We start from the raw sequence: 23,248 nt of genomic DNA on the forward strand, positions 1-23,248 counted from the left end.
TGCCGCTTGTCTCGGTCGTCGGGGCAAGCGGCTTTTTTTGTGTCAGGCATGCGAAAAATTTAAACAGGGATTCGAAAAGTTGACGTCCCGGGGGCGGCGGTTCCACCCAAACTGATGTCATGACTGATTCATTGAGGAGATATCGGTGAGACGCTCTGTGTTCCTTGCCGCAGGCGCGTTGGTCGTCCTGTCGGGCACATTGTTCCTGTGGCGCACGGAACGTGTATCGGCCGCCGATCGGCCCGCGTCGCCACCGGCGCCGTTGCCGGTCGAAACCATCGTCGTGAAGCCGCAGGCCGATGCGCCGACGCTCGAGGCGGTCGGCTCGCTCGAAGCGGTACGGCAGGTGACCATCGCGCCGGAGGTCGCGGGCCGCGTCGTCGACATCCGGTTCGTCGCGGGCTCGCGCGTGAGCGCCGGGCAAACGCTCGTGCAACTGTACGACGCACCCGAGCAGGCGAAGCTCGCGGGCTTGCAGGCGAAGGCCGACTATACGCGCCGGCAGTTCGACCGCGCCGTGCAGCTCGTGCCGAACGGTGCCGAGCCGAAGGCGACATTCGACGCACGCCGCTACGAACTCGACGCCGCGCGCGCCGACATCCGCGAGACGCAAGCGGTCATCACGCAAAAGCTGATCCGCGCACCGTTCTCCGGCGTGATCGGCTTGCGCCGCGTGAACGTCGGGCAGTACCTGAATCCGGGCGACCCGATCGCGACGCTGACCGATCTCGGTGTGTTGTACGCGAACTTCACGGTGCCGCAGAAGGAGTTGAGCCGCGTATCGCTCGGCCAGACGGTGCGCGTGACGACGGATGCGTATCCGGGGCAGACCTTCGAAGGCCACGTAACGGCGATCGAGCCGCAGGTTGGCGACGATACCCGCAACATCACCGTGCAGGCCACGGTGACCAATACCGGCCAGTTGCTGCGCCCCGGCATGTATATCGACGCGCATCTGGCGCTGCCTGGCCGCGACGCGGTGATCAGCGTGCCGGATACCGCCGTGCAGACCTCCCAGGCGGGCGATACCGTGGTGGTGGTCGAGCAGCGCGACGGGCGTGGCGTCGGCGTTGCACGCGTGCGCCAGGTGCGTGCCGGCGCGCGCGAGCGTGGCCGCATCGTCATCGAAGACGGCTTGCGCGCCGGCGACGTGGTCGTGACGACCGGCCAGTTGCGCGTCGCGCCTGGCGCGAAAGTGCAGGCGCTGGCCGATGCAGGCACACAACGGGAGACGGTACGATGAGCCAGACGACCCAAGGCGCGCGTTTCACCGACATCTTCGTGCGGCGGCCGGTGCTGTCGATCGTCTGCAGCCTGCTGATCCTGCTGGTGGGCCTGCGCTCGCTCGGTGCGCTGCCGGTGCGCCAGTACCCGATGCTGGAGAGCGCGACGATCAGCGTCGAGACGGCCTATCCCGGTGCGTCGCAGGCGTTGATGCAGGGTTTCGTGACGACGCCGATCGCACAGTCGATCGCGACCGCGGACGGCATCGAGTATTTGACCTCCACGTCCACGCAGGGCAAGAGCGTCGTGAAGGCGCGGCTGCGCCTGAATGCGAACGCCGATCGCGCGATGACCGAAATCATGGCGAAGGTGCAGGAGGTCAAGTACAAGATGCCCGAAGGCGCGTACGACTCCGTGATCACCAAGCTGACCGACGCGCCGACGGCCGTGATGTATCTGGGCTTCTCGAGCGATACGTTGTCGATCCCCGAGATCACCGATTACGTGGTGCGCGTGGCGCAGCCGCTGGTCACCACGGTGCCGGGCGTCGCGTCCGCCGAAATCGTCGGCGGGCAGAATCTCGCGATGCGCGTCTGGCTCGATGCATCGCGGCTCGCCGCGCACGGGCTGTCGGCCGGCGACGTCGCGGCCGCGCTGAAGGCGAACAACGTACAGGCTGCGCCGGGCCAGTTGAAGGGCGCGCTGACCGTCGCCGACATTTCCGCGAACACCGACCTGACCGATGTCGGCGCGTTCGGCAACCTCGTCGTGAAATCGGACGCGAACGGCGGTTTCGTGCGCTTGCGCGACGTCGCGACGATCGAGCTGGGCGGCCAGCAATACAACGCGAGCGCGCTGATGAACGGGCGCCGCGCGGTCAACATCGCGATCAACGCGACGCCGTCGGGCAACCCGCTCGACATCGTGCGCGGCGTACAGGCGTTGCTGCCGACGATGGAGCGCAGCAAACCGGCCAGCATCACGATCGGCGACGTGTTCGACGTCGCGCGCTTCGTCAATGCGTCGATCGACGAGGTGCGCGAGACGATCATCGAGGCGATCGCCATTGTCGTGGTCGTCATCTTCCTGTTCCTCGGCTCGTTCCGCGCGGTCGTGATTCCGGTCGTGACGATTCCGCTCGCGCTCGTCGGTTCCGCCGCGCTGATGCTGGCCGCGGGCTTTTCGCTGAACCTGCTCACGTTGCTCGCGATGGTGCTGGCGATCGGGCTCGTCGTGGACGACGCGATCGTCGTCGTCGAGAACATTCACCGGCACATCGAATCCGGCGAGCCGCCCGCGCGTGCGGCGCTGCTCGGCGCGCGCGAGATCGCGTCGCCGGTGATCGTGATGACCATCACGCTCGTTGCCGTGTATGCGCCGATCGGGCTGATGGGCGGGCTGACCGGCTCGTTGTTCCGCGAGTTCGCGTTCACGCTCGCAGGGGCGGTGTGCGTGTCAGCCGTCATCGCGTTGACGCTGTCGCCCATGCTGAGCTCGCTGCTGCTCGACAGCCGGATGTCGGAGGGCCGGGTCGCGCGGGCGATCGAACACACGCTCTCGCGCGTCACGCACGGGTACCGGCGCCTGCTGCACGCGAGCCTCGGCGCGCGGCCGGCGGTGCTGGTGTTCGGAGCGGGCGTTCTGCTGGGCATCGGCCTGCTGTTCAGCGGCGTGAAGCGCGAACTGGCGCCGCAGGAGGACCAGGGCTCGATCATGCTGCAGGTGAAGGCGCCGCAGTACGCGAATCTGGACTACCTCGAACGCTACGCGCCGCAGATCGAGAAGGTGTTCCGCTCGCTGCCGGAAGCGGATACCAGCTTCGTGTTGAACGGTGTCGGCGGGGCGAACCTCGGCTTCGCCGGCGTGAATCTCGTCGACTGGTCGAAGCGCACGCGCAGTGCGGCCGACCTGCAGGCGCGGGTGCAGGCGGGCGCGAACGCGATCGGCGGCGACCAGGTGTTCACGTTCCTGCTGCCGTCGCTGCCCGCGTCGAGCGGCGGCCTGCCGATCCAGATGGTGCTGCGCGCGCCCGCCGATTTCAACGGCATCTTCGCGACGATGGAAAAGTTGAAGGCCGCCGCGTCGAAGAGCGGACTGTTCGCGGTGGTCGACAGCGACCTGACCTTCGACAGCCGCGCGGTCGGTATAACGATCGACCGTAACCAGGCGAATGCGCTCGGCGTGACGATGAAGGATATCGCCGATACGCTCGCGGTGCTCGTGGGCGAGAACTACGTGAACCGCTTCGATCACAACGGTCGCTCGTACGACGTGATTCCGCAGGTCGCGCGCGCGGAGCGCCTGTCGTCGGACATGCTGAACCGCTACTACGTGAAGACGCGCGGCGGCAAGATGGTGGCGCTGTCTACCGTCGTGCGCGTGTCGAACGGCAGCCAGGCGAACGCGCTCACGCAGTTCAACCAGTTGAACTCGGCGACCCTGTCGGCGGTGGCCGCACCGGGCGTGACGATGGGGCAAGCGGTCGAGTTTCTGCAGAAACAGCCGCTGCCGGCCGGCTACGAGATCGACTGGCTCGGCGAATCGCGGCAATACGTGCAGGAAGGCAATCGGCTGACGGTCACGTTCGTGTTCGCGCTCGTCGTGATCTTCCTGGTGCTCGCCGCGCAGTTCGAGAGCCTGCGAGATCCGCTCGTGATCCTTGTGTCGGTGCCGCTGTCGGTGTGCGGCGCGTTGGTGCCTCTGTACCTCGGCTTCGCGACGCTGAACATCTATACGCAGATCGGGCTCGTGACGCTGATCGGCCTGATTTCCAAGCATGGGATCCTGATGGTGAGCTTCGCGAACGAGCTGCAACGCACGCAGCATCTCGACCGGCGCGCGGCGATCGAGCACGCGGCCTCGGTACGGCTGCGGCCGATCCTCATGACGACGGCCGCGATGGTTGCCGGCCTCGTCCCGCTGATTTTCGCGCGCGGCGCGGGCGCGGCCAGCCGCTTCGCGATCGGGATCACGGTCTCGACCGGCATGCTGGTCGGTACGCTGTTCACGCTGTTCGTGCTGCCGACCGTGTACACGCTGATCGCGAAGCGCCATCGCGAGGCGGCGGAAAGCGAGCGCGCCCGCGTGCAGGAGACCGTATGAAAGTGCAATCTGAAACGCGTGCCGCGACGGGACGCAACGAGGGCAACATGAATGGATTTCGCATGGCGGCCGCTGCGGCGTTCGCGCTGTTCGTCACGGGCTGCACGCTGGCGCCGCATTACACGCGGCCCGACGCGCCCGTCGCGCAGGCGTACCCGGCCGGCGGCGTCTATGCGACGCAGCCGGGCGCTGCCGGCGCGCGCAGCGCGAACGGCCAGGCGGCGACCGCCATCGGCTGGCGCGAATTCTTCGTCGATCCGCGCCTGCAGCGGCTGATCGAGATCGCGCTGAAGAACAACCGCGACCTGCGCGTGTCGGTGCTGAACATCGAGGCGGCGCGCGCGCAGTACCAGATCACGCGCGCGGGCCTGTTCCCGACGCTCGACGGCACGGGCACGGGCAACATCCAGCGCGTGCCGCAGGGCCTGTCGCAGACCGGTGCGCCGTATATCTCGCGCGCCTACAACGTCGGCGTTTCGGCGTCGTGGGAACTCGACCTGTTCGGTCGCGTGCAGAGCCTGAAGGACCAGGCGCTCGCGCAATACCTGTCGACGTCGTATGCGCGGCAGGCTGCCGAGATCTCGCTCGTGTCGCAGGTCGCGGACCAGTACCTGACGCTGCTGTCCACCGACGACCTGCTGAAGGTCACGGAGAACACGCTGAAGACGGCACAGGCGTCGTACGACCTGACGAAGCTGCAGTTCGACAACGGCACGGGCTCCGAGCTCGAGCTGCGTCAGGCGCAGACGGTCGTCGAGACGGCGCTCGCGAACCAGCAGGCTCAGGCGCGTGCGCGTGCGCAGGCACTGAACGCGCTGGTGCTGCTGATCGGCGAGCCGCTGCCGGACGACCTGCCGCCCGGCATGCCGCTCGATGCGCAGAACCTGCTGACGGACGTGCCGGCCGGTCTGCCGTCGGACCTGCTGACGCGTCGGCCGGACGTGATGCAGGCCGAGCAGACGCTGCTGGCCGCGAACGCGAACATCGGCGCGGCACGCGCGGCGTTCTTCCCGCGTATCTCGCTGACGGGCGCGTTCGGCACCGGCAGCCCGACGCTCGGCGGGCTGTTCAAGGCCGGCACGGCGGCGTGGTCGTTCGCGCCACAGATCACGATGCCGATCTTCGAAGGCGGGCAGAACATCGCGAACCTGAATCTCGCGAACGTGCAGAAGCGCATCGAGATCGCCAACTACGAGAAGGCGATCCAGTCGGCGTTCCGCGAAGTGTCGGACGGGCTGGCTGCACGCGGCACGTACGACCAGCAGATCGCCGCGCTCGAGCGCAACGAGCACGCGCAGCAGCGTCGCTTCGACCTGTCGGACCTGCGCTACAAGAACGGCGTCGACAGCTACCTGTCGGTGCTGACCGCGCAAACCGATCTGTACTCGGCGCAGCAATCGCTGATCAGCGCGCGCCTGGCGCGCTGGACGAACCTGGTCACGCTGTACCGCGCACTGGGCGGCGGCTGGATCCAGCGTGCAGGGGAGACGCCGCGCGCGCCGGACGCATTGACCGACTAGGACATTCCAGGAGCTTGTTTCAATTGGACGATCGGGGGATAAGCCCGCGGCCAGGGTCATGCCGCTGGTTGCGGGATGCTCCCATCGGTCTGGCCTTCATCACACCCGGCAGTCCGTGGAAATGCGGGTTCGTTGAGCGCGTCAACGGCGAGCGACGCGACGAGTTGGTGAACCGGCAATGGCTTCGCGCACGTGCGAGGCCAAGGCGCTCAGCGTACGCCGGCGGCATTTCTACAACCGGCGCCGGCCCGATGGTCCGCATCGCTATCAGCCTCCCGTAACGGCCCGTCGAGCCAGGCTGGATTCCGATAACGTCGACATCAGACGCACTGCCTGATCGGTTGCAAAATTCCGTCGCGGGTCGCCTGGATGTGCGCCAATCGCGAACCATGCCCGCCGAGCGCCGGTCAAGTCGGGCGCAAGGCATTCAAGTGGCGCGGCTGCGCCGATTGCATCGCGCAGGTGACGAACCAGCTCGCGCGCATCGCCGGTATGGCGCCGTCGCTTCAAGACGGTCTCGACGCGCATTGCCGTCAACAGCGCGTCGAGTTCGTCGGTTGCTGTGCACGCGCGCCGCCTTGTCGCGATGAGCGCATCTTCGTCGACGCCGCGCGTCGTGACGAACGTACGGACGAGTTCGATGTATTCCGTGACGGCCGCAATCGCACTGCTCGATACGGCGTCGAGCCGCCCGCGCTCCCAATCGGGCCACGCGAGCACGCTGACGCCGAGCGCAACGAGCGCGCCCGCGATGCTGTTCGCGACCCGCATGCCGGCAAGGAGCCACGGCGATGCGATCGGTGCACCGAGATACGCGACCAGGATGAAATGCGGCGTCAGGAACAAGATGTACGACACGTAGTCGAGCGGCCTCGCGGAAAACGTGCCCGTCGCAAGCGGCACGATGGCCAGCGCGAGAACCACCGGGTTATGACACACGAGCGCGACCGCCGATGCGAGGATCGCGCCCAGGATCGTGCCGAGTACCCTCAGGGCCGACGTCCTGAGCGTGTGCGGCACGGTCGGCTGCGCGACGAACAACGTCGTCAGCACCATCCAGTAACCCTGTTGGACGTCGAACGCGCGCACCAGTATGGCCGAGAGCATGGCCGCCACGGACAGGCGCAGCGCATAGCGCGCGATGCGTCCGTTTGCGCGGATTTCCATCAGCGCCGAGCCTGTCGCGGTCGCGATCGCGCCGAACGGCTCGTGCCGTCGCGTTTGCTGCAGCGGTGTCGGGCGTCGATTGACGCCATCCGTGCCGCCGATATCCGTGAATGCCATCACGAGCGCCAGACACGATTGCAGCCACGTCCGCGCCGGTTCGGCCAGCGCCGCGCCTTCCGCTCGCAGCGTCGCGCCGCGCAGATCCGCAGCCAGCCGGTTGCGCAGCCGCGTGACGGCGGCGCAAGCATCCGGCCGCGCAAGCACGGCGTCGGCGTGCGCGTCGATCAACGCGATGAGCCGATGCAGTGACGGAACCAGCAGCGCGGCTGCGGCACCGCTGTCGGTCGGCCGATTGCGCATCAAGCTATCGAGGCTCGCAAGCAGTGCGATCGAGCGTTCGCCGCCTCGCTGCCATGCCGTCACGGCGGCGCCGACATCGTCCGGGTGGCTCCGTGCCGCGCGACCCAGCGCATCGAGGCGCGTTCGCAGTGCCGCGCGGTTCGGGCCGCTCGCGTGCCGCGCATCGTGCGCGACCGGCACCAGCGCACGCACGAACGATCCCGCCGCGTACAGATAGGCGAACGCCGCCCGGCGTGCGCGGGTCGCAGGGGTTTCGTGCCAGAGGCCGACGAGGCATGCGACCGCCCACAGGCTGCCGGCCGCGAAGCTTGCTGCATACTCGGCCGGCGCCGGCCACGGATGTGCGGGAAACGCGGCAGACACCCCGCACGCGGTGGCAAGCAGCAGGCCGCGCGTGCCGATCGTTGCGCCGCCCAGCCGGGCGAGGCCGCCGATATAGACGGCAATGCCGGTCAGGGCGATCGCGAGCCAGGCGAGATCCGCCACGGCTGTCGCGGCGGCGGACGCAAGCGCGCCGACCAGTCCGAACAGCACGCCCGCGAGCGCACGCTCGCGGATCGATTCCGACGGCTCGTCGGCGAGGCAGGTCCAGAATGCGGCAATCGCCGCCCAGCACAGCAGCGGCGCGTGCAGCGTGGCGGCGAGCAGCGCGGGCGCCGCGCACACCAGTCCGGCCTTCAGAGCCGTGGGCAGCGGCAGGTGATGCCGCCCGTCGCGTACCACGCGGATAGCCGAGTCTCGGATGCGCTTGATGGCACTCATCGGATGCTCCTGCGTCAACGATCGCCGACGGGCCTCGGCAACGGGATAACGGTGAGCGAGCGGATACCCTGCGCGCCGCGCACCAGCACGCCCTCGATGTCGGCAGTCGCCGACGGCCCGCTCATCAACACGGCGTAATTGGCCGCGAAGAACTCGCTGCGGTGATACGCGTTGTGCAGGTTGCCGACGATGTCCGCGGGGTCGAGCAGGGCGACCAGGTGTTGCGACAGATAACCGAGCGCGTTGACGCCGTATTGCGCCTCGCTGAGCCAGATCGAGCCGGTTTCCGCGACGGCGAACGCCGGGCGCACGATGCCGACGTCGACGTCGTTCAGCGCGCGCGGATCATCGATCGTCGCGAGGTCGCGGTTGCCGTCGAATTCGGGCGTGGCCGAGCAGAACACGGATGCGCCGGGAAACCGTGAGCGGACGAATGCATCGAGCGACGTGTTTTCGGGCATCGCGCACCACGTGCCGCCGAGTCGCGCGAGCGATGCGCGGAACGTATCGACGGCGGGCGGCAGAGCCGTATCGAACAGCGGCACGTCGGGCAGCGGCCGGGGCGTGGGACGCACGTCGCGCAAACGGGAAAGAATCAGGTCTCGGCTGCTCATTTCTTGTTCCTCTTCAGATACCAGTCACGGAAAGTCTGCTCGGGCGCATCGGGCACTTCGCGATGCTTGCCCCACACGTTGAGTGGGTTGTAGAGGACGGCGCGCGGCAGTACCGATACCGCGGTGCCGGCCGTCTTGACGGCCGCGCGGTACAGCGCCGGCCGTGACAGCACCTGCCCGGCGACTTTCATCGCCTCCTGCTTGACGAACGGCAGTTCATGCTGTTCCGCGACGATCTGGCGCCACTTGTAGATCTGCTCGTGGATATTGATCTTTACCGGGCATACGCTGGTACAGCTGCCGTTCATCGTGGACGCGAACGGCAGTGAGCTGTACTTGCGCAGGTTGAAGGTCGGGTTGATGATCGCGCCGATCGGGCCGGAGTACACGCCGCCGTAGCTCAGGCCGCTGCTGCGGCGATAGACGGGGCACGTATTCATGCACGCGCCGCAGCGGATGCACTTCAGCGAGTACCAGAAGTCGTCCATGCCGAGCCGCTCGGAGCGGCCGTTGTCGACGAGCACGAAGTGCATTTCGCCGCCTTTCTTCGGGCCGCGGAAGTGCGACGTGTACTGCGTGATCGGCGAGCCGATCGCATTGCGCGACAACATCCGGATGAACACGCCCAGATGCTCGAGCTTCGGAATCAGTTTCTCGATGCCGATTGACGCGATGTGCAATGGCGGGACGTTGGCGCTCAAGTCCGCATTGCCTTCGTTCGTGCACACCGTGATGCCGCCCGTTTCCGCTACCGCGAAGTTGCATCCGGTCATGCCGGCGTCCGCATTCAGGATCAACGGGCGCGTGGCGTTGCGCTGCGCTTCGGCCAGTTTCGGGATGTTGCTCTCGTTCGGGTCGGTGCCGATCTTCTCCGAGAAGATCTTCGCGACGTCGGTGGCGAGCTTGTGTACGGCAGGCACGACGATGTGAGAAGGGAGCTCGTCATCGAGTTGCTGAATTTGCTCGCCGAGGTCGGTTTCGACGACGGTAATGCCGCGCTCCTCCAGGTACGGGCGCATTTCGCATTCCTCGGTCAGCATCGACTTGCTCTTCACGAGCAGCTTCGCGTTACGGCGCTCGAGGATCTCGTACACGATCCGGTTGTGTTCGGCGGCATCCTTCGCCCAGTGAACGATCACCCCGTTGGCGGTCGCGTTGCGCTCGAATTCCTCGAGATACTCGGGCAGATGCGTGAGCGTGTGCTCCTTGATCGCGGATGCAAGCGTGCGCAATTCCTCCCATTCGGGGATGCCGTGCACCGCGGTATCCCGCGACGTGCGCAGCTTCCAGAGGCGCTTGTCATGGAACTGGATGTGCTTTTCGTCGGCGATGAATTTCGCGGATGCGCCGACGTGGTCTACGCGTTTCATGCTCGTGCTCCATTCAGGATTTGTGCGATATGGATGAATTTCAGTCCGAGTCCAAGACGATCCGAGCAGCCTTTCTGATGCATCAGGCACGATGAATCGGCCGATACGATGTACTCCGCACCGTTGCGCTTGTGGTCGCGTACCTTGTCGGCGCCCATGCGCGCGGAAACCGGTTCCTCCGATACGCAGAACGTGCCGCCGAAGCCGCAGCATTCGTCGGGTCGATCGGGCTGGATGAACTCGATGCCCTTGACGCCCTTGAGCAGTGTCAGCGGCTTCGAGAAGAACGGCTCCTCGATCTCGGACATCTTCGCGGTCCGCAATCCGCGCAACGTGCCGCAGCTGTTGTGCAGGCCCACCTTGTGCGGGAATTCGGCCCATGGAAATTCGCGCACGCGCAGCACGTCGTGCAGGAATTCGACGAGCTCGTACGTGTTCTTGCGCACGGCGACGGCATCGCGCGTCTGGTCGGCCGCGGTCAGGTGGTCACGCACGTGGTGCACGCAGCTGCCGCTGGGCGCGACGATATAGTCGTAGCCGGTGAAGTTCCTGACGAACAGGTTCTCGGTTGCGGCGGCCTGCTTTTCGCAGCCGCTGTTGCCCATCGGCTGGCCGCAACAGGTCTGGTCGAGCGGATAGTCGACGTCGCAGCCGAGACGCTCGAGCAACTGCAGCGTGGCGATCCCGACGTCCGGGTAGAACGCGTCGATGAAACACGGAATGAAAAGGGCGACTTTCATGGATTCCTCGGTTGAATTGAACGCTGGAAGCGAAAGCGTCAGTGGTATGCGTGATCGTTCGACACCTTGCCGCGGAACACCGAGTACGCGACGCAGGTGTAGAACACGATGAACGGCATGACGAACAGGCCGGCTCCCCAGAACATGAACGTCTCGCTCGCGCGCGGCGCGGCGGCCGCATCGAGCGTCAGGTCGAACGGCACGATGAACGGCAGATACGATGCGGCGAGCATCAGCACCATCGCGATGCATCCCGCCGCGGCGAACAGATAGGCCGATGCGCCGTCGCGTCGTGCCGCGGCGGGCACGTAAAGGAACGTCACGCACGCGGCGACGGGCAGCACGAACAGCAGCGGATGCAGCAGCCAGCGCGTTTCGACGGTCGTCTCGGTCAGCAGCGTCGACGCGAGAATGGACAGCACGAACAGTGCGGTGATCGGCGCGAGCCGGGTGATCGCGTCGCGGCCGATGCGCTGCGATGCGCGTTGCCCTTTCAACACCAGCCATCCGGCGCCGAGCAGCGCATAGCCGAGCGCGAGGCTCACGCCGCACCACAGCGGGAACGGCGAACACCATTCGAAACCGGTGCCCGCGTAGCGCAGGTGGTCGACCGGCAGCCCTTGCGCGTAGGTGCCCACGCACACGCCCTGCATCACGCTGGCAAGCAGCGAGCCGACGAACAGCAGCACATCCCAGATGCGGCGCGAGCGCACCGCCTTGTGGCGAAATTCGATCGCGACGCCGCGCATGATCAATCCGGCGAGCATCAGGCCGAGCGGTGCGTACAGCGCCGGCAGCACGATCGCATACACCGACGGAAACGCGCCGAACAGGATCGTGCCGGCGATGACGAGCCACGTGCCGTTGCCGTCCCACACCGGTGCGATCGACGCGATCATCTCGTCGCGCGCATCGCCGGCGCAAGCCGTCAGCATGCCGACGCCGAGGTCGAATCCGTCGAGCATCAGGTAAGCGACGAGCGCGAACGCGAGCTCGACGAACCAGAACCAGTTCATCATCGAAGTTCTCCTTATCGAATCTTGAGGACGTCGCGGCGCGGCGCGTGCACCGGCAGCGCGGCGGGCGTATGCGTTTGCTGGATGACGTGACCGTTCCAGACGGTCAGCACGTTGCCGATCACGAGGCCACGCCGCACGATCCGCACGATGTAGTACACGCCGAAGCAGAAAATGAAGGCGTACAGGGCGACGAACAGCGCGAGCGTCGCGGCCGCGAAGTGTGCGGTCAGCCCGGGCGTGAGCGCGTCCGCGGTGCGCAGCACGCCCCAGACGGCCCAGGGCTGGCGCCCGACTTCGGCCGTGAACCATCCGGCCAGGATCGCGATGAAGCCGAGCGGAAAGCTGCATGCGAGCGGCCAGAGCAGCCAGCGCTGTCGTTCGAGCCGGCCGCGTCGTGCCGCGACGGTGCCCGCCCATGCAAGCGCCAGCATGATCAGCCCGCAGCCGGCCATCACGCGGAAGGCGAAGAATGGAATCAGCACCGGCGGCCGGTCGGCGGCGGCAAAGTCGGTGAGGCCGACTTCGCGCGAATCCACCGTGCCCGACGCAATCAGACTGCCGAGCACCGGTACTTTCCATTCGAAGCGATTACGCTCGTGCGTGGCGTCCGGAATCGCGAAAATCACCTCGGCGGCCGGCTGCTCGTCGGTCCATCGACCCTCGACCGCGGCGAACTTGGCCGGCTGGTCGTCGTGCAGATAGTCGCCGGTCAGGTGGCCGAACAGGATCTGCAGCGGGACGAGCGCGGCGGCGAGGGTAACGGACATCCGGACCATGATCGTGGCTTCGACCCGGTAGCGGCCCTTCAGCAGATAGGCCGCGCCGACGGCAGCCACGCAGAACGCGGTCGTCAGGTACGCACCCAGCAGCATGTGCGGGAAGCGCACCCACACGACATGGTTGAAGATGATCGCTGCCCAGTCGGTCGGTACGAATATGCCGTTTTGTACGACGTATCCGACCGGATGCTGCATCCACGAGTTGTTCACGAGGATCCAGAAGGCCGACATCGTCGTGCCGGCCGCGACAAGGATGCACGACGTCAGATAGAACCACGGCCGCACACGCGCGCGCCCCAGCAGCATCACGCCGAAGAACGTCGCCTCGAGCGCGAAAGCCGTAAACGATTCGTAAGTAAGCAGCGGCCCCTGGATCGGGCCGCTCGCGCGCGACAGCTCGCTCCAGTTCGTGCCGAACTGGAACGCCATCACGATGCCCGAGACCACGCCCATACCGAACGCGACGCCGAAAATCTTCAGCCAGAACTCGAACACCCGGCGATACACGCGGTTGCCCGTCGCGATGGACATCGCCTCGAGTACCGCGAGCCACGCCGCGAGGCCGATCGTGAAAGACGGGAAGATGATGTGAAAGGAGACCGTGGCCGCGAACTGGATTCGCGACAACAGGAGGGCCGTTGCTTCCATGCGAACGCTCCATTGCGAGATTGCATTGCGATGGAGTGTCGGCGCGGGGTGTTGCTTGTGCGTTGCAGATTGCGGCGGCTGCGTTACATTTGAAACGAACGCGGCGCCCGCCGGCCCGGTCGCGACGTCAGCGCAGCACGCGGGCGAGCGCGTCGGCGAGGTCGCGCGACTTCAGCGGCTTGCGCAGCACCATGCGCACACCGAGCGCGCGTGCTTCACGCTCGAGCGAGGCCGTGCTGAAGCCGCTGCAGAGGATCACCGGCAGATCCGCGCGCCGGTCGGCGATGCGTGCCGCGAGCTGGAGGCCGGTCAAGTTCGGCATCGTATGGTCGGTCACGACGACATCGAAGCGGCCCGGATCGGCGTTCAGCGCATCCCATGCGGCCTCGCTCGACGAGAATCCGACCGGCTCGTACCCGAGATCGGCCAGCGCGTCTTCCGCTAGGCGCACGAGCGTCTCTTCGTCGTCGATCACCAGCACCACCTGCCCGTTCCCGCGAGGCGGCGGGCTTCCGTCGGCACGCGGCGCCGGGCGTGCGTCCGCGGCGGGGAGATAGACGTCGAAACGCGCACCTTCCCCCGGCGCGGAGTGCACGTCGACGGCGCCCCCGTGTTCGCGGACGATACCGTCGACGAGCGACAGGCCGAGTCCGGTCCCCTCGCCCGCGGGGCGGGTCGTGAAGAACGGGTTGAAGATGCGATCCAGTATCTCGGCCGGAATGCCGCAACCGTCGTCCGCGACCGTGAGCCGCAGGAAACGGGCGGCGCGCAGCGCGCCGTGCGACAGCGAGCGCGGCGTCTCGACGCTGACGACGTCAAGTTCGATGCGCAGCGTGCCGCCAGCACGCATCGCATGGATCGCGTTGCCGCAGAGGTTCATCACGACCTGATGCAGATGCGTGGCGTCGCCCAGCACGTACGCATCGCGCACGCTGATACGGACGTCCAGCGCGACGTGCGGCGGTAGCGTCGCGCGCACGAGTTCCACCGTTTCCTCGACAACGGCGCCCACGTCCACCGGCTCCCTCGCGGTCGGACCGCTGCGGCTGAATGTCAGGATGCGCTCGACCAGCAGCCGTGCCCGTTCTCCCGCCTTCAGCACCTGCTCGATGTCGCGGTGCGCGGGCGTGGCGGGTGCGACGCCGGCGAGTGCGCGATCGCCGAAGCCGAGGATCGCGGCGAGGATGTTGTTGAAGTCGTGCGCGACGCCGCCGGCGAAGGTGCCGAGCGCTTCGAGCTTCTGCGACTGACGCAGTTGGCGCTCCAGGCCGTGTCGCGCTTCTTCATCGGCCAGGCGTTGCGTGATGTCCTCGACGGTTGCGATGATCAGGTCTTCCGCATCCGTGTCGGCCGGCTGATGAGCCGAAAACACGCGCGCGACGCTCATGTCGGTCCATACGACGCGGCCGTCTCGGTGCACGTAACGCTTTTGAAATCTGACGCGATCCTGGCCGCGCACCAGCTGATCGATGTGCGCCTGCGTGAGGGCGCGATCGTCGGGGTGCGTGATATCCGATGCGCGTCGCTCGGACAGTTCGCGATCGCTGTAGCCAACCATCTGCTGAAACGCGGGGTTCGCCATCAGGTAGCGGTCGTGCGCACGCAGCACCAGGATTCCGACCGGTGCGTTCTCGAACACCGTGCGCCAGTGCTGCTCGCTCGTGCGCATTGCCCGGTTCGCGTGTTCGAGACGCCGCATGTAGGCGGTCAGCACATACATCAGCAGAATCACGCACAGGCTCACGGCACCGACGCGGAACGTCGTGTCGCGCGCAAACGCGACCAGAACGAGCAGCACGGCCAGACACGCCGCCAGCATCATGGCCCGGTAGCGTCTCGCGCGCCACAGCGTTCGGTGATAGGGCGAGTTGTTCGGCATCGACGTTCAGTCCTGCTGCGGCGGCCTCACGACACGCGCGGACGCCGCTCGAGCCGTGCGGCTCGCGGGCGGCGGCCGCAGTCGCGTCGCGCCTCTTTCGTCGCGGGCCGTGCGCCCGAGCGACATGTGCACGCTCACACCGGCGTTCCGTTCGTCCATCCGGCCGCCGCGCTCAACCGGGTGACCGGCACGTCGAGCACGTAGCCCGCGCCGCGCACGGTACGGATGAAGACCGGATGCGACGGGTCGGGCTCGATCTTGCGGCGCAGGCGCAGGATCTGGACGTCGATCGACCGGTCGTACACGTCGTCGTACAGCCTGCTGGATTCGAGCAACTGGTCGCGGGACAGCACGCGCCCGGGCGCGGCCAGAAACGCATTGAGCAGACAGAATTCGCCGTTGGTGAGCTCGACCGGCGTGCCCGCCGGATCCGTGAGCCGCCGAGTGCCGACGTTCAACTCCCAGCCGCTGAACCGGTATGCGCGTGCGTCGTTGCCCCGTCCGGCGGCGGGGGCCGTCGCACCGGCCCGCCTGAGCAATGCGCGGACGCGCGCGAGCAGTTCGCGATTGCTGAACGGCTTGGTCAGGTAGTCGTCGGCGCCGAGCTCGAGCGCCATCACGCGGTCGGCTTCGTCACGTTTGCCCGACACGATGAAGATCGGCAGGTTCGAGCGCGCACGCAATTCGCGGGCGATCTGCACGCCGTCTTCGCCCGGCATGCGCAGATCGAGAATCACGAGATCAATCGCAAAGGATTCCAGCGCTTGCGCCATATCATGGCCGCAAGCGGCAACCGTCACGCGGATATCGTTGTCGGACAGGTAGCCGGACAAGAGTTCGCGGATCGCCGGATCGTCGTCGACCACCAGCACGTGAGGAAGATTGGCGTCCGTCATTGCGCGGATATTCGTCGGGGGGAACGGCATGAATTATAGCTGTCGCGCACCAACGAACGGTTGCTGCGGCGCGCCGTCCGGCACCGGCTCGTCGCGCGATACGTGCTGCGTACCGGCACGCCGCAATGCAACGCCGACGTCGGTGCAATGACGATGCGAAGCAGAAGCGGATGTCTCGCCACGTTGTCGAGATACCCGCTTCAAAACACGTTCGTTGAACGTCGGGCCGGCTTGTACGAGTACGAAGCAGTCGCAACCCTTTGCTGCATGACGCCAAGCCCCGTCGCGATAATCTCCGCCGGTCCATCTGGAACGGACACCGAATGTCTACAGGACATCTTTGTCAACGAAGCTTCGTCCGGGTCCCTTTTGGCGGAACGCGCCGCATCCGAAGGTTGACCCGACTGTATGCGGGCCTTGGTGCCAGAAGCACCTAACATCGAATTCACCATTGCGCAAAAGGGACATCATGCCCGTTGGTTACCCGGCTGCGTTCAGCGGCGTGGTGACAAGGGCAGTGGGCGGGGCGTCAGCCGACATGGGTTGCGGAAGCTGATCGACCGTTCCGGGTCGGCTACAGCTGGCCAGTCCGAGACGTTCGATATCTCGTCCGGATCGCTTGCGCGGGAAGGGTTGACAATGTTTGATGGTGGGTCGTTGTAAGTGACTGTAACAATCCGGTACGATTCGCGGGCATGCAGACTGCATCGATGGCGGCCGTAACGGGGAGGTCGCTGAGCAGAGCGCTCGCCGCGTTTTTCCGCTCGGGGAGTTTGGCTGGAAGACGTGGACCATTTGTTGCCAAGGAATCGCGTGCGATACAGCTGCTTTTCTTCTTGGCATCTGTATTCAAAAATCTACTAATATGACCAAAAATATTTATATCGCTCGAGTTGCCGCCACCATTGGACTGACATTGTCGCTGTCTGCGTGCTTGGCACCTCATTCGTATGTCGATCGGTCGCTTGGCGAACCGCGCTATGCGGAGTTGAAAAAATCCGCGAATCCGCAGCCAATCCAGCTGCTCGTTGAGTTCCAAACGAAGGGCGTCGCGAATGCTCACGCAACCGAAGCGCTGCGTCCACGTATCTTCGAGCAAGTGTCGCAATCCGGGTTGTTTAGTCGAGTCTCGTACGAACCGGTCCCGTCAGGACGCAAGCTTTCGATCACCCTCAACAACGTTCCGTTGACCGACAATGTTGCAGCGAAAGGTTTCGGAACCGGCCTCACGTTTGGCTTGATCGGCACGATGGTAACGGACGGCTACATCTGCACGACGAATTACCTCGAGCCTGGTCACGATCCAGTGACCACTACCGTCAAGCATGCAATTCACACGACGATCGGTAATGCCTCCGGGCCGGAAGGCTTGCAGCGAATGACGGTACAGGAGGCGTCCGCGACAATGCTGCGTCAAATAATCGGGAAAAGCCTCGAACAAATCGATCAAGCCTCCGATCTCGCTCAATGATGCTGCGCACTGTGCCGCGATGGAAGTGTGGTTTGTCGCTCGGGAAGCGGTTGCTATTCGCCGGCATATTGGCTGCTTGCGGCGGGTGCGTGACGCCGGCACCTGTCTATCAGCTTAGTATTGCAAATCAGATGGCATTGATGAAGGTTCCGAGCACGGCACGCTATCAGGTAGTGCGCGGGGCGGAACCTGCGGATATTCAGACACACGTTCGGTCGTTGAGCATCGCGGCGCCGGCGGATGGGTCGTGGACCTCGTATTTGAAAGAGGCACTTCGCATCGAGCTCGTGTCGGCGGGGCTATATGCAGCGGACGCACCCGCCGTTTTGACCGCCTCCCTGTCCGATGTTCATGTGCTCGACGGGCACGCGGACCTCGCAGGGAGATTTGTTGTGTCGGACGGGCGGGCGGTCATCTATGACAAGGTGCTGCGCGCACAGACCAAGTGGGATGTGCAATTCATCGGTGTGCTGGCTGCGCGAGACGGGATGATGCAGGCGACTGCAATTTTCCAGAGTCTTCTGCATCAGTTGTTCGACGATCCCGAATTCATTGCGGTGAGCCGACAAATTGCAATGTCCCGCCCTTGAATCAAAAGGCGATCTTGATTCTTGGTGTCCTTGATCCATGCGGGTGCGCAACCGCGGCCTGACCCGGGGGTGCCGGTCTTCGTATCGAGGTACTTGGTTTCGGTTTTCGCGTTGGTCGACTGGCGTGGAGCCAATCGAAGATGTCAATCCTGGGCGTTGTTTGCGAATCGGTTGGTGGCGGTACTGCGGTGTTGACGTCACTCACGCACTGTCTGCAGTGACTCCACGGCTGTTTCCGAGAGAGTTGAATGCCCGTTTCGGGTCGGCTACAGCTGAATACGTCTGGCTGCTGTCGGCCACGAGCGGACGTTCGACAGCGCGATGAAGTTCGTCGACAATTCTTCGGCGCGAACAAACGGGTAGGAGATAAGGAATGGAAATCTTTTGGACGTTGAAGAGCATCCCTGAGCTGGCAAATCTAAGCGCGAGAGATAGACGCACATATTGGCGACGTGCCTATCGTCGAACATGGCGGCATTGGCAGACATGGGCTGGTCTCCTCGCGTGCGCCGTGTTCGCCGGATTGGGTTCTCTACTTGGGACATTTGCCAATCAATCGGTCGTTGGAGCCATGATCGGCGGTGGCGTTGGTGGATTCGTTTTTGGCCAAACGACGGTGTACATCGCGCGGTTGCACTATAAAAACGTACTGCTAGGCCACGAGAGTTGAGCATCTCGGCAATAGGCTTCATGCACCAGCGCTATGGCCTGAAATTGTTGCAAATCCACGCGAGCAATTCTAGTCAAGCGTCCGCTCGGTGCTGGAGCGAGTGTCCCGTGTGGGTCGGCTACGGCCGACCGCGTTAGGCGGCAGTCGGCCGGGAGGGACGGTTGACACTGTCGCGTAGATCGCCCACATTCAATGCACTGGCGAACCGCGATTCGCTCCGCATCAATCCAGGCGCAACATGCGAAATGACCTGAACCGCGCAGCCTGCTGGATTGCGTTCATCCTCGAACGCTGCCAGTTTCCGAATCGCGATGCGCTCGCGGCACAATTCGCGAATGCTGAAATCGGCGAGCTTTGTCAATGCGGGTGCAACAGTTTCTCGCTCTCAATGGCTGCGCCCGATGGTGTGCCCGGAATATCTAAGAGCGGACACGGTTACGGTTTAGTGTTTGAAGCTAATTTTCGGGACCTCAGCGAGCCCGACGCGTCACGATCGCTGGAAATTCTTTTGTTCGCCGACGATTCAGGTCATTTGAGCTACATTGAGATCGACTACTGCGGAAATGGACTGCCAATGCCCGAGCGCATGAACCTTGAGTCAGTTCCCTATCGCCTTTTCCAGAGCGACACGCTGATCCGCGCATAGATCACGGGGCGTCCATCCGATTTGCGCTAGTCACGGTATGCCGACATACCGAAGACGTCCGCTTGGAGCGCCGAGCGGACGCTCCGGGCCGGCTACAGCCCACCAAAACCAGCACGTCGCGGTTATCCCACGCTTGACCGCATTCCGAGGCACAACGGCCGTTTATCCGCTCGCCGCTGAGAGGCCGTCCCCCGCGACTGAGGCGAACTTTACTGGCCCCCGGCTTGCGGTGCCTGCACCGGGCTGCCCAAATCCGCGTCGGTTTTCAGCCCGCCTTCGACCCACCGCGCTTCGGACGCGCGCAGATGCGCGCGAATCGCAGTCTGCGCGGCGATCGGGTCGCCCGCCTGCAGCGCCTGAAGTACGTTCTCGTGCTCCAGCACGGCGGCCGTCCATGTCTGCGGATTCTCCGCGTGGCCGCGCATGGCCGCGGCGATCGGGTCGTGTCGGCTGTCGAACAGCTCGCCGACGAAGCGAGCGAGTACCGAATTGCCGGCGGCTTCCGCGATCAGCATGTGGAACTGCCGGTCGGCTTCGACAGGCGATTTGCCGGCCTCCGCGAGCCGCTTCATGCGCTGCACCGTGCGGCGCAGGCGATCGAGCATCGCGGCCGTCATTCGCGCGGCGGCCAGTGCGGCGACGCTGCCTTCGATCACCGCGCGCGCCTGCATCAGCTCCGACGGACTGTCGCCGAGCGTGACCATCGCGCCGACATCATCGGCCGCCGTATCGCGGACATAGACGCCGGAACCCATCCGGATCTCGATCTGGCCGCCGATTTCCAGCGCGATCAGCGCCTCGCGAAGCGACGGGCGCGACACGCCGAGCGTGAGCGCCAGCTCGCGCTCGGGCGGCAGGCGCTCGCCGATCGCGAATTCCCCCTGGCGAATCAGCGCGACGATCTGGGCCGCGACAGATTGGTAAAGCCGCTTTGGTTCTGTCGATTTCATCCGATGAGTAATAGTCGAGGCGTGGTCGATGCTCGCGCGTGTCACGGAGTCTATCACGCCCGCCCTGGCCGGCCTTCCGGCAGCCGGTTCCGTCCGGCCTCCGGGTTTCTACCATTGGTAAGACAGGATCGATATATATAAATTGGCTTGACCAAACGTGCCGAGATTGATGTAATTCATCGAAATTGGACTGACCAGGTGGTGTCGAGGTCGGCCCGCTCCAAGGAGACGCAATGGCAATGCCCAGCAAACCGCCGGTTCCAGCCGCGCAGGCCGAAGCCGACCGGGAGATCCTGCGCCTGGAAGGGATACGCAAGCGCTTTCCCGGCGTGCTGGCGCTGGACGGGATTCGCCTCGACCTGCGGCGCGGCGAGGTGCATGCGGTATGCGGCGAAAACGGGGCGGGCAAATCCACGTTGATGAAGATCATCAGCGGACAGTACCTGCCCGACGAGGGCGTCGTTCACTATCGCGGCGCGCCGGTGCGATTCGGTTCGGCATCCGAGGCGCAGGCGGCCGGCATTTCGATCATTCACCAGGAGCTCAATCTCGTGCCGCACCTGAGCGTGGCGGAGAATCTGTTCCTCGCGCGCGAGCCGCGGCGCGGCCCGTTCGTCGACGCGAAACGCATGAACGCGGATGCGGCGCGCTGCATCGCGCGCATCGGCCTGAACGTCGCGCCGACCACGAAGGTCGGTGTGCTGTCGATCGCGCAGCAGCAAATGGTCGAGATCGCGAAGGCGCTGTCGCACGATGCGCGCGTGCTGATCATGGACGAGCCCACGTCGTCGCTGACTGAAACGGAAACGGCGCAGCTGTTTCGCATCATCGACGAGCTGCGTGCCGACGGCGTGGCGATCCTGTACATCTCGCACCGGCTCGACGAAATGGCGCAGATCGTCGATCGTGTGACCGTGCTACGAGACGGACGCCACATCTCGACGGACGTGTTCGCCGACGTGAGCATCGACGACATCGTCGCGCGCATGGTCGGTCGCACGCTCGACGACGCCTATCCATCGCGTCAATCGGTGCCGACGGACGAAGTGCTGCTCGACGTCCGAGAATTGCGCCGGGACGGCGTGTTCGGGCCGGTGTCGTTCGCGTTGCGTCGCGGCGAGATCCTCGGTTTCGCGGGCTTGATGGGCGCCGGCCGAACCGAGATCGCACGCGCGATCTTCGGCGCGGATCGCCCGGACGGCGGCACGATCGCGTTGCAGGGCCGGCCCGTAACGATCCGTTCGCCGCGCGAAGCGATCCGGCACGGCATCGCTTATCTGTCGGAGGACCGCAAGAACGAAGGGCTCGCGCTATCGATGCCGGTCGCGGCGAACCTCACGCTCGCGAACGTGCGCGGCATCGCATCCCGATTCGGATTCCTGCGCTTCGACGACGAGCTCGACGTGGCGCGCCGCTACGTGCAGGAGCTCGCGATTCGCACGCCGTCGGTGCACCAGCGTGTGCGCAACCTGTCCGGCGGCAACCAGCAGAAGGTCGTCATCGGCAAATGGCTGTATCGCGGCTCGAAGATCCTGTTCTTCGACGAGCCCACACGCGGGATCGACGTGGGCGCGAAATTCGCGATCTACGGGCTGATGGATCGGCTCGCGGCGGACGGCGTCGGCGTCGTGCTGATCAGTTCGGAATTGCCGGAGCTGATCGGCATGACGGACCGGATCGCCGTTTTTCACGAAGGTCGAATGACGGCAATTCTCGATACGAAACACACCAGTCAGGAGGAGATCATGCACTACGCGTCGGGGCGTTCCCATGCTTGAAATGACATCCGATCGAAGCCAGGCCGACGAGCGGGCGGCGCGACAGCGTCGACGCGACCTGATCCAGAAGTTCGCGGCGCTGGGTAGTCTCGTGTTGCTGGTGTTCGCGTTCTCGGTATCGAGCGCGGCGTTCTTCTCGGTCGACAACCTGATGACCGTCGGCCTGCAGGTGACGTCGATCGCCTATCTGGGCGTGGCCGCGACCTGCGTCATCATCACGGGCGGCATCGATCTGTCGGTCGGCTCGGTGCTCGCGCTGGCCGGCGTGTGCGCGGCGCTGCTGGTCAAGGCCGGCGTGCCGGTACCCGCCGCGATGGCGGCCGGCATCCTGGTCGGCGCGCTGTGCGGGCTCGTCAACGGCATCTGCGTGACGCAGATGGGCTTGCCGCCGTTCATCGCGACGCTCGGCATGATGCTCGTCGCGCGCGGCATCGCGCTCCAGATCACGGGCGCCCGCCCGGTATCGGATCTCGGCGACGCGTTCGGCGCGCTCGGCAACGGCGCGCTGCTGCGGATCTCGCGCATCGGGGCGGACGGGTTCCCCGACACGACGTTTCCCGGCATTCCGTACCCGGTCGTGATCATGGTCGTGCTGTTCGTCGTGGTGTCCGTCCTGCTGTCGAGAACGTCGCTCGGCCGTCATATCTACGCGGTCGGCTCGAATGCGGAGGCGGCGCGGCTGTCGGGCGTGAACGTACAGGGCGTGAAGTTGTTCACGTACGTGCTGTCGGGCGCGCTCGCGGGCGTCACCGGCTGCGTGCTGATGTCGAGGCTCGTCACCGGGCAGCCGAACGAAGGCGTGATGTACGAGCTCGACGCGATCGCCAGCTCGGTCATCGGCGGCACGTCGCTGATGGGTGGCGTCGGCACGATTTCCGGTACGGCGATCGGCGCGTTCGTGATCGGCGTGCTGCGCAACGGCCTGAACATGAACGGCGTGTCGAGCTTCATCCAGCAGATCATCATCGGCATCGTGATCCTGGGCACGGTCTGGATCGACCAGTTGCGCAATCGCCGGCCCTGACCAACAGCAAGCAGTCCCTACCAACGAGAAGCGGAGCGA

The 23,248-nt window shown here is 65.3% G+C and carries 18 protein-coding genes; 8 read left to right on the plus strand and 10 right to left on the minus strand.

What is annotated here, in order from left to right; all coding sequences use genetic code 11:
• The first annotated feature begins 139 nt into the window (after positions 1-139).
• From WS51_RS30075 to WS51_RS30085, 3 genes are read left to right on the plus strand one after another with little or no spacing between them, the layout of a single operon-like run.
• Positions 140-1,243, plus strand: a complete 1,104-nt coding sequence (locus WS51_RS30075) for an efflux RND transporter periplasmic adaptor subunit (RefSeq protein ID WP_081056222.1) — start codon at positions 140-142, stop codon at positions 1,241-1,243.
• Positions 1,240-4,326, plus strand: a complete 3,087-nt coding sequence (locus tag WS51_RS30080) for an efflux RND transporter permease subunit (RefSeq protein ID WP_059540556.1) — start codon at positions 1,240-1,242, stop codon at positions 4,324-4,326. Before WS51_RS30075 ends, WS51_RS30080 begins: the two co-directional genes overlap by 4 nt.
• 47 nt (positions 4,327-4,373) lie before the next feature.
• The gene (locus WS51_RS30085) at positions 4,374-5,846 is read left to right on the plus strand and encodes an efflux transporter outer membrane subunit (protein ID WP_069230393.1); all 1,473 of its coding nucleotides are present in this window, start codon (positions 4,374-4,376) and stop codon (positions 5,844-5,846) included.
• A gap of 267 nt (positions 5,847-6,113) precedes the next feature.
• On the opposite strand, the gene WS51_RS30090 is transcribed toward WS51_RS30085, so the two are convergent.
• From WS51_RS30090 to WS51_RS30125, 8 genes are all read right to left on the minus strand, one after another.
• The gene (locus WS51_RS30090; protein WP_081056386.1) at positions 6,114-8,135 is read right to left on the minus strand and encodes an FUSC family protein; all 2,022 of its coding nucleotides are present in this window, start codon (positions 8,133-8,135) and stop codon (positions 6,114-6,116) included.
• Between the two features lie 14 nt (positions 8,136-8,149).
• A complete protein-coding gene (locus WS51_RS30095) occupies positions 8,150-8,749 on the minus strand; it encodes a LutC/YkgG family protein (RefSeq protein ID WP_059507889.1) in 600 nt (199 codons plus the stop codon).
• The gene (locus WS51_RS30100; protein ID WP_059545844.1) at positions 8,746-10,119 is read right to left on the minus strand and encodes a lactate utilization protein B; all 1,374 of its coding nucleotides are present in this window, start codon (positions 10,117-10,119) and stop codon (positions 8,746-8,748) included. Before WS51_RS30100 ends, WS51_RS30095 begins: the two co-directional genes overlap by 4 nt.
• Complete coding sequence (locus WS51_RS30105; protein ID WP_059507891.1) at positions 10,116-10,859, minus strand: (Fe-S)-binding protein; 744 nt, start codon at positions 10,857-10,859, stop codon at positions 10,116-10,118. The genes WS51_RS30100 and WS51_RS30105 overlap by 4 nt, the downstream gene beginning before the upstream one ends.
• Positions 10,860-10,897: 38 nt before the next feature.
• Positions 10,898-11,878 carry a cytochrome d ubiquinol oxidase subunit II gene (gene cydB, locus WS51_RS30110; RefSeq protein ID WP_196484213.1) on the minus strand — a complete coding sequence of 327 codons (981 nt, stop codon included), beginning with the start codon at positions 11,876-11,878 and terminating at the stop codon, positions 10,898-10,900.
• A gap of 11 nt (positions 11,879-11,889) precedes the next feature.
• Positions 11,890-13,305: a cytochrome ubiquinol oxidase subunit I gene (locus WS51_RS30115; RefSeq protein ID WP_059545846.1), complete on the minus strand. Its 1,416-nt coding sequence runs from the start codon at positions 13,303-13,305 to the stop codon at positions 11,890-11,892.
• 127 nt (positions 13,306-13,432) lie between these two features.
• Entirely contained in the window at positions 13,433-15,184 is a 1,752-nt protein-coding gene (locus WS51_RS30120) for an ATP-binding protein (protein ID WP_081333644.1), read from the minus strand.
• Positions 15,185-15,318: 134 nt separating this feature from the next.
• Complete coding sequence (locus WS51_RS30125; protein ID WP_059545850.1) at positions 15,319-16,080, minus strand: response regulator; 762 nt, start codon at positions 16,078-16,080, stop codon at positions 15,319-15,321.
• 865 nt (positions 16,081-16,945) lie between these two features.
• Between WS51_RS30125 and WS51_RS32385 the strand changes: the two genes are divergently transcribed.
• Together WS51_RS32385 and WS51_RS30135 are read left to right on the plus strand one after the other, a co-directional pair.
• Positions 16,946-17,551, plus strand: a complete 606-nt coding sequence (locus WS51_RS32385) for a hypothetical protein (RefSeq protein WP_059774399.1) — start codon at positions 16,946-16,948, stop codon at positions 17,549-17,551.
• Positions 17,548-18,141, plus strand: coding sequence for a hypothetical protein (locus tag WS51_RS30135; RefSeq protein WP_059774401.1), 594 nt, complete (start codon positions 17,548-17,550; stop codon positions 18,139-18,141). The genes WS51_RS32385 and WS51_RS30135 overlap by 4 nt, the downstream gene beginning before the upstream one ends.
• A gap of 266 nt (positions 18,142-18,407) precedes the next feature.
• Here WS51_RS30135 and WS51_RS32390 read toward each other — a convergent pair whose 3' ends face one another.
• Positions 18,408-18,629 (minus strand): hypothetical protein, encoded by a 222-nt coding sequence (locus tag WS51_RS32390; RefSeq protein WP_155623740.1) that lies wholly within the window; start codon positions 18,627-18,629, stop codon positions 18,408-18,410.
• A 420-nt stretch (positions 18,630-19,049) separates the two neighbouring features.
• Between WS51_RS32390 and WS51_RS31815 the strand changes: the two genes are divergently transcribed.
• A complete protein-coding gene (locus WS51_RS31815) occupies positions 19,050-19,457 on the plus strand; it encodes a hypothetical protein (RefSeq protein WP_081056384.1) in 408 nt (135 codons plus the stop codon).
• 209 nt (positions 19,458-19,666) lie between these two features.
• Here WS51_RS31815 and WS51_RS30140 read toward each other — a convergent pair whose 3' ends face one another.
• On the minus strand, positions 19,667-20,407 hold the full coding sequence (locus tag WS51_RS30140) for a FadR/GntR family transcriptional regulator (protein ID WP_059545856.1): 741 nt from the start codon (positions 20,405-20,407) through the stop codon (positions 19,667-19,669).
• Positions 20,408-20,640: 233 nt separating this feature from the next.
• Between WS51_RS30140 and WS51_RS30145 the strand changes: the two genes are divergently transcribed.
• Together WS51_RS30145 and WS51_RS30150 are read left to right on the plus strand one after the other, a co-directional pair.
• Entirely contained in the window at positions 20,641-22,185 is a 1,545-nt protein-coding gene (locus WS51_RS30145; RefSeq protein ID WP_069230331.1) for a sugar ABC transporter ATP-binding protein, read from the plus strand.
• Positions 22,178-23,209, plus strand: a complete 1,032-nt coding sequence (locus WS51_RS30150) for an ABC transporter permease (RefSeq protein ID WP_059447413.1) — start codon at positions 22,178-22,180, stop codon at positions 23,207-23,209. The genes WS51_RS30145 and WS51_RS30150 overlap by 8 nt, the downstream gene beginning before the upstream one ends.
• Positions 23,210-23,248: the final 39 nt, after the last annotated feature.

The organism is Burkholderia territorii (assembly GCF_001718335.1).
GTDB lineage: Bacteria > Pseudomonadota > Gammaproteobacteria > Burkholderiales > Burkholderiaceae > Burkholderia > Burkholderia territorii.

Coding starts and splice junctions, on each gene's coding strand:
- WS51_RS30080 (WP_059540556.1), top strand. CDS start 1,240: ATGAGCCAGACGACCCAAGGCGCGCGTTTCACCGACATCTTCGTGCGG.
- WS51_RS30085 (WP_069230393.1), top strand. CDS start 4,374: ATGAATGGATTTCGCATGGCGGCCGCTGCGGCGTTCGCGCTGTTCGTC.
- WS51_RS30090 (WP_081056386.1), bottom strand. CDS start 8,135: ATGAGTGCCATCAAGCGCATCCGAGACTCGGCTATCCGCGTGGTACGC.
- WS51_RS30095 (WP_059507889.1), bottom strand. CDS start 8,749: ATGAGCAGCCGAGACCTGATTCTTTCCCGTTTGCGCGACGTGCGTCCC.
- WS51_RS30100 (WP_059545844.1), bottom strand. CDS start 10,119: ATGAAACGCGTAGACCACGTCGGCGCATCCGCGAAATTCATCGCCGAC.
- WS51_RS30105 (WP_059507891.1), bottom strand. CDS start 10,859: ATGAAAGTCGCCCTTTTCATTCCGTGTTTCATCGACGCGTTCTACCCG.
- cydB (WP_196484213.1), bottom strand. CDS start 11,878: ATGATGAACTGGTTCTGGTTCGTCGAGCTCGCGTTCGCGCTCGTCGCT.
- WS51_RS30115 (WP_059545846.1), bottom strand. CDS start 13,305: ATGGAAGCAACGGCCCTCCTGTTGTCGCGAATCCAGTTCGCGGCCACG.
- WS51_RS30120 (WP_081333644.1), bottom strand. CDS start 15,184: ATGCCGAACAACTCGCCCTATCACCGAACGCTGTGGCGCGCGAGACGC.
- WS51_RS30125 (WP_059545850.1), bottom strand. CDS start 16,080: ATGACGGACGCCAATCTTCCTCACGTGCTGGTGGTCGACGACGATCCG.
- WS51_RS32385 (WP_059774399.1), top strand. CDS start 16,946: ATGACCAAAAATATTTATATCGCTCGAGTTGCCGCCACCATTGGACTG.
- WS51_RS30135 (WP_059774401.1), top strand. CDS start 17,548: ATGATGCTGCGCACTGTGCCGCGATGGAAGTGTGGTTTGTCGCTCGGG.
- WS51_RS32390 (WP_155623740.1), bottom strand. CDS start 18,629: ATGTCTGCCAATGCCGCCATGTTCGACGATAGGCACGTCGCCAATATG.
- WS51_RS31815 (WP_081056384.1), top strand. CDS start 19,050: ATGCGAAATGACCTGAACCGCGCAGCCTGCTGGATTGCGTTCATCCTC.
- WS51_RS30140 (WP_059545856.1), bottom strand. CDS start 20,407: ATGAAATCGACAGAACCAAAGCGGCTTTACCAATCTGTCGCGGCCCAG.
- WS51_RS30145 (WP_069230331.1), top strand. CDS start 20,641: ATGGCAATGCCCAGCAAACCGCCGGTTCCAGCCGCGCAGGCCGAAGCC.
- WS51_RS30150 (WP_059447413.1), top strand. CDS start 22,178: ATGCTTGAAATGACATCCGATCGAAGCCAGGCCGACGAGCGGGCGGCG.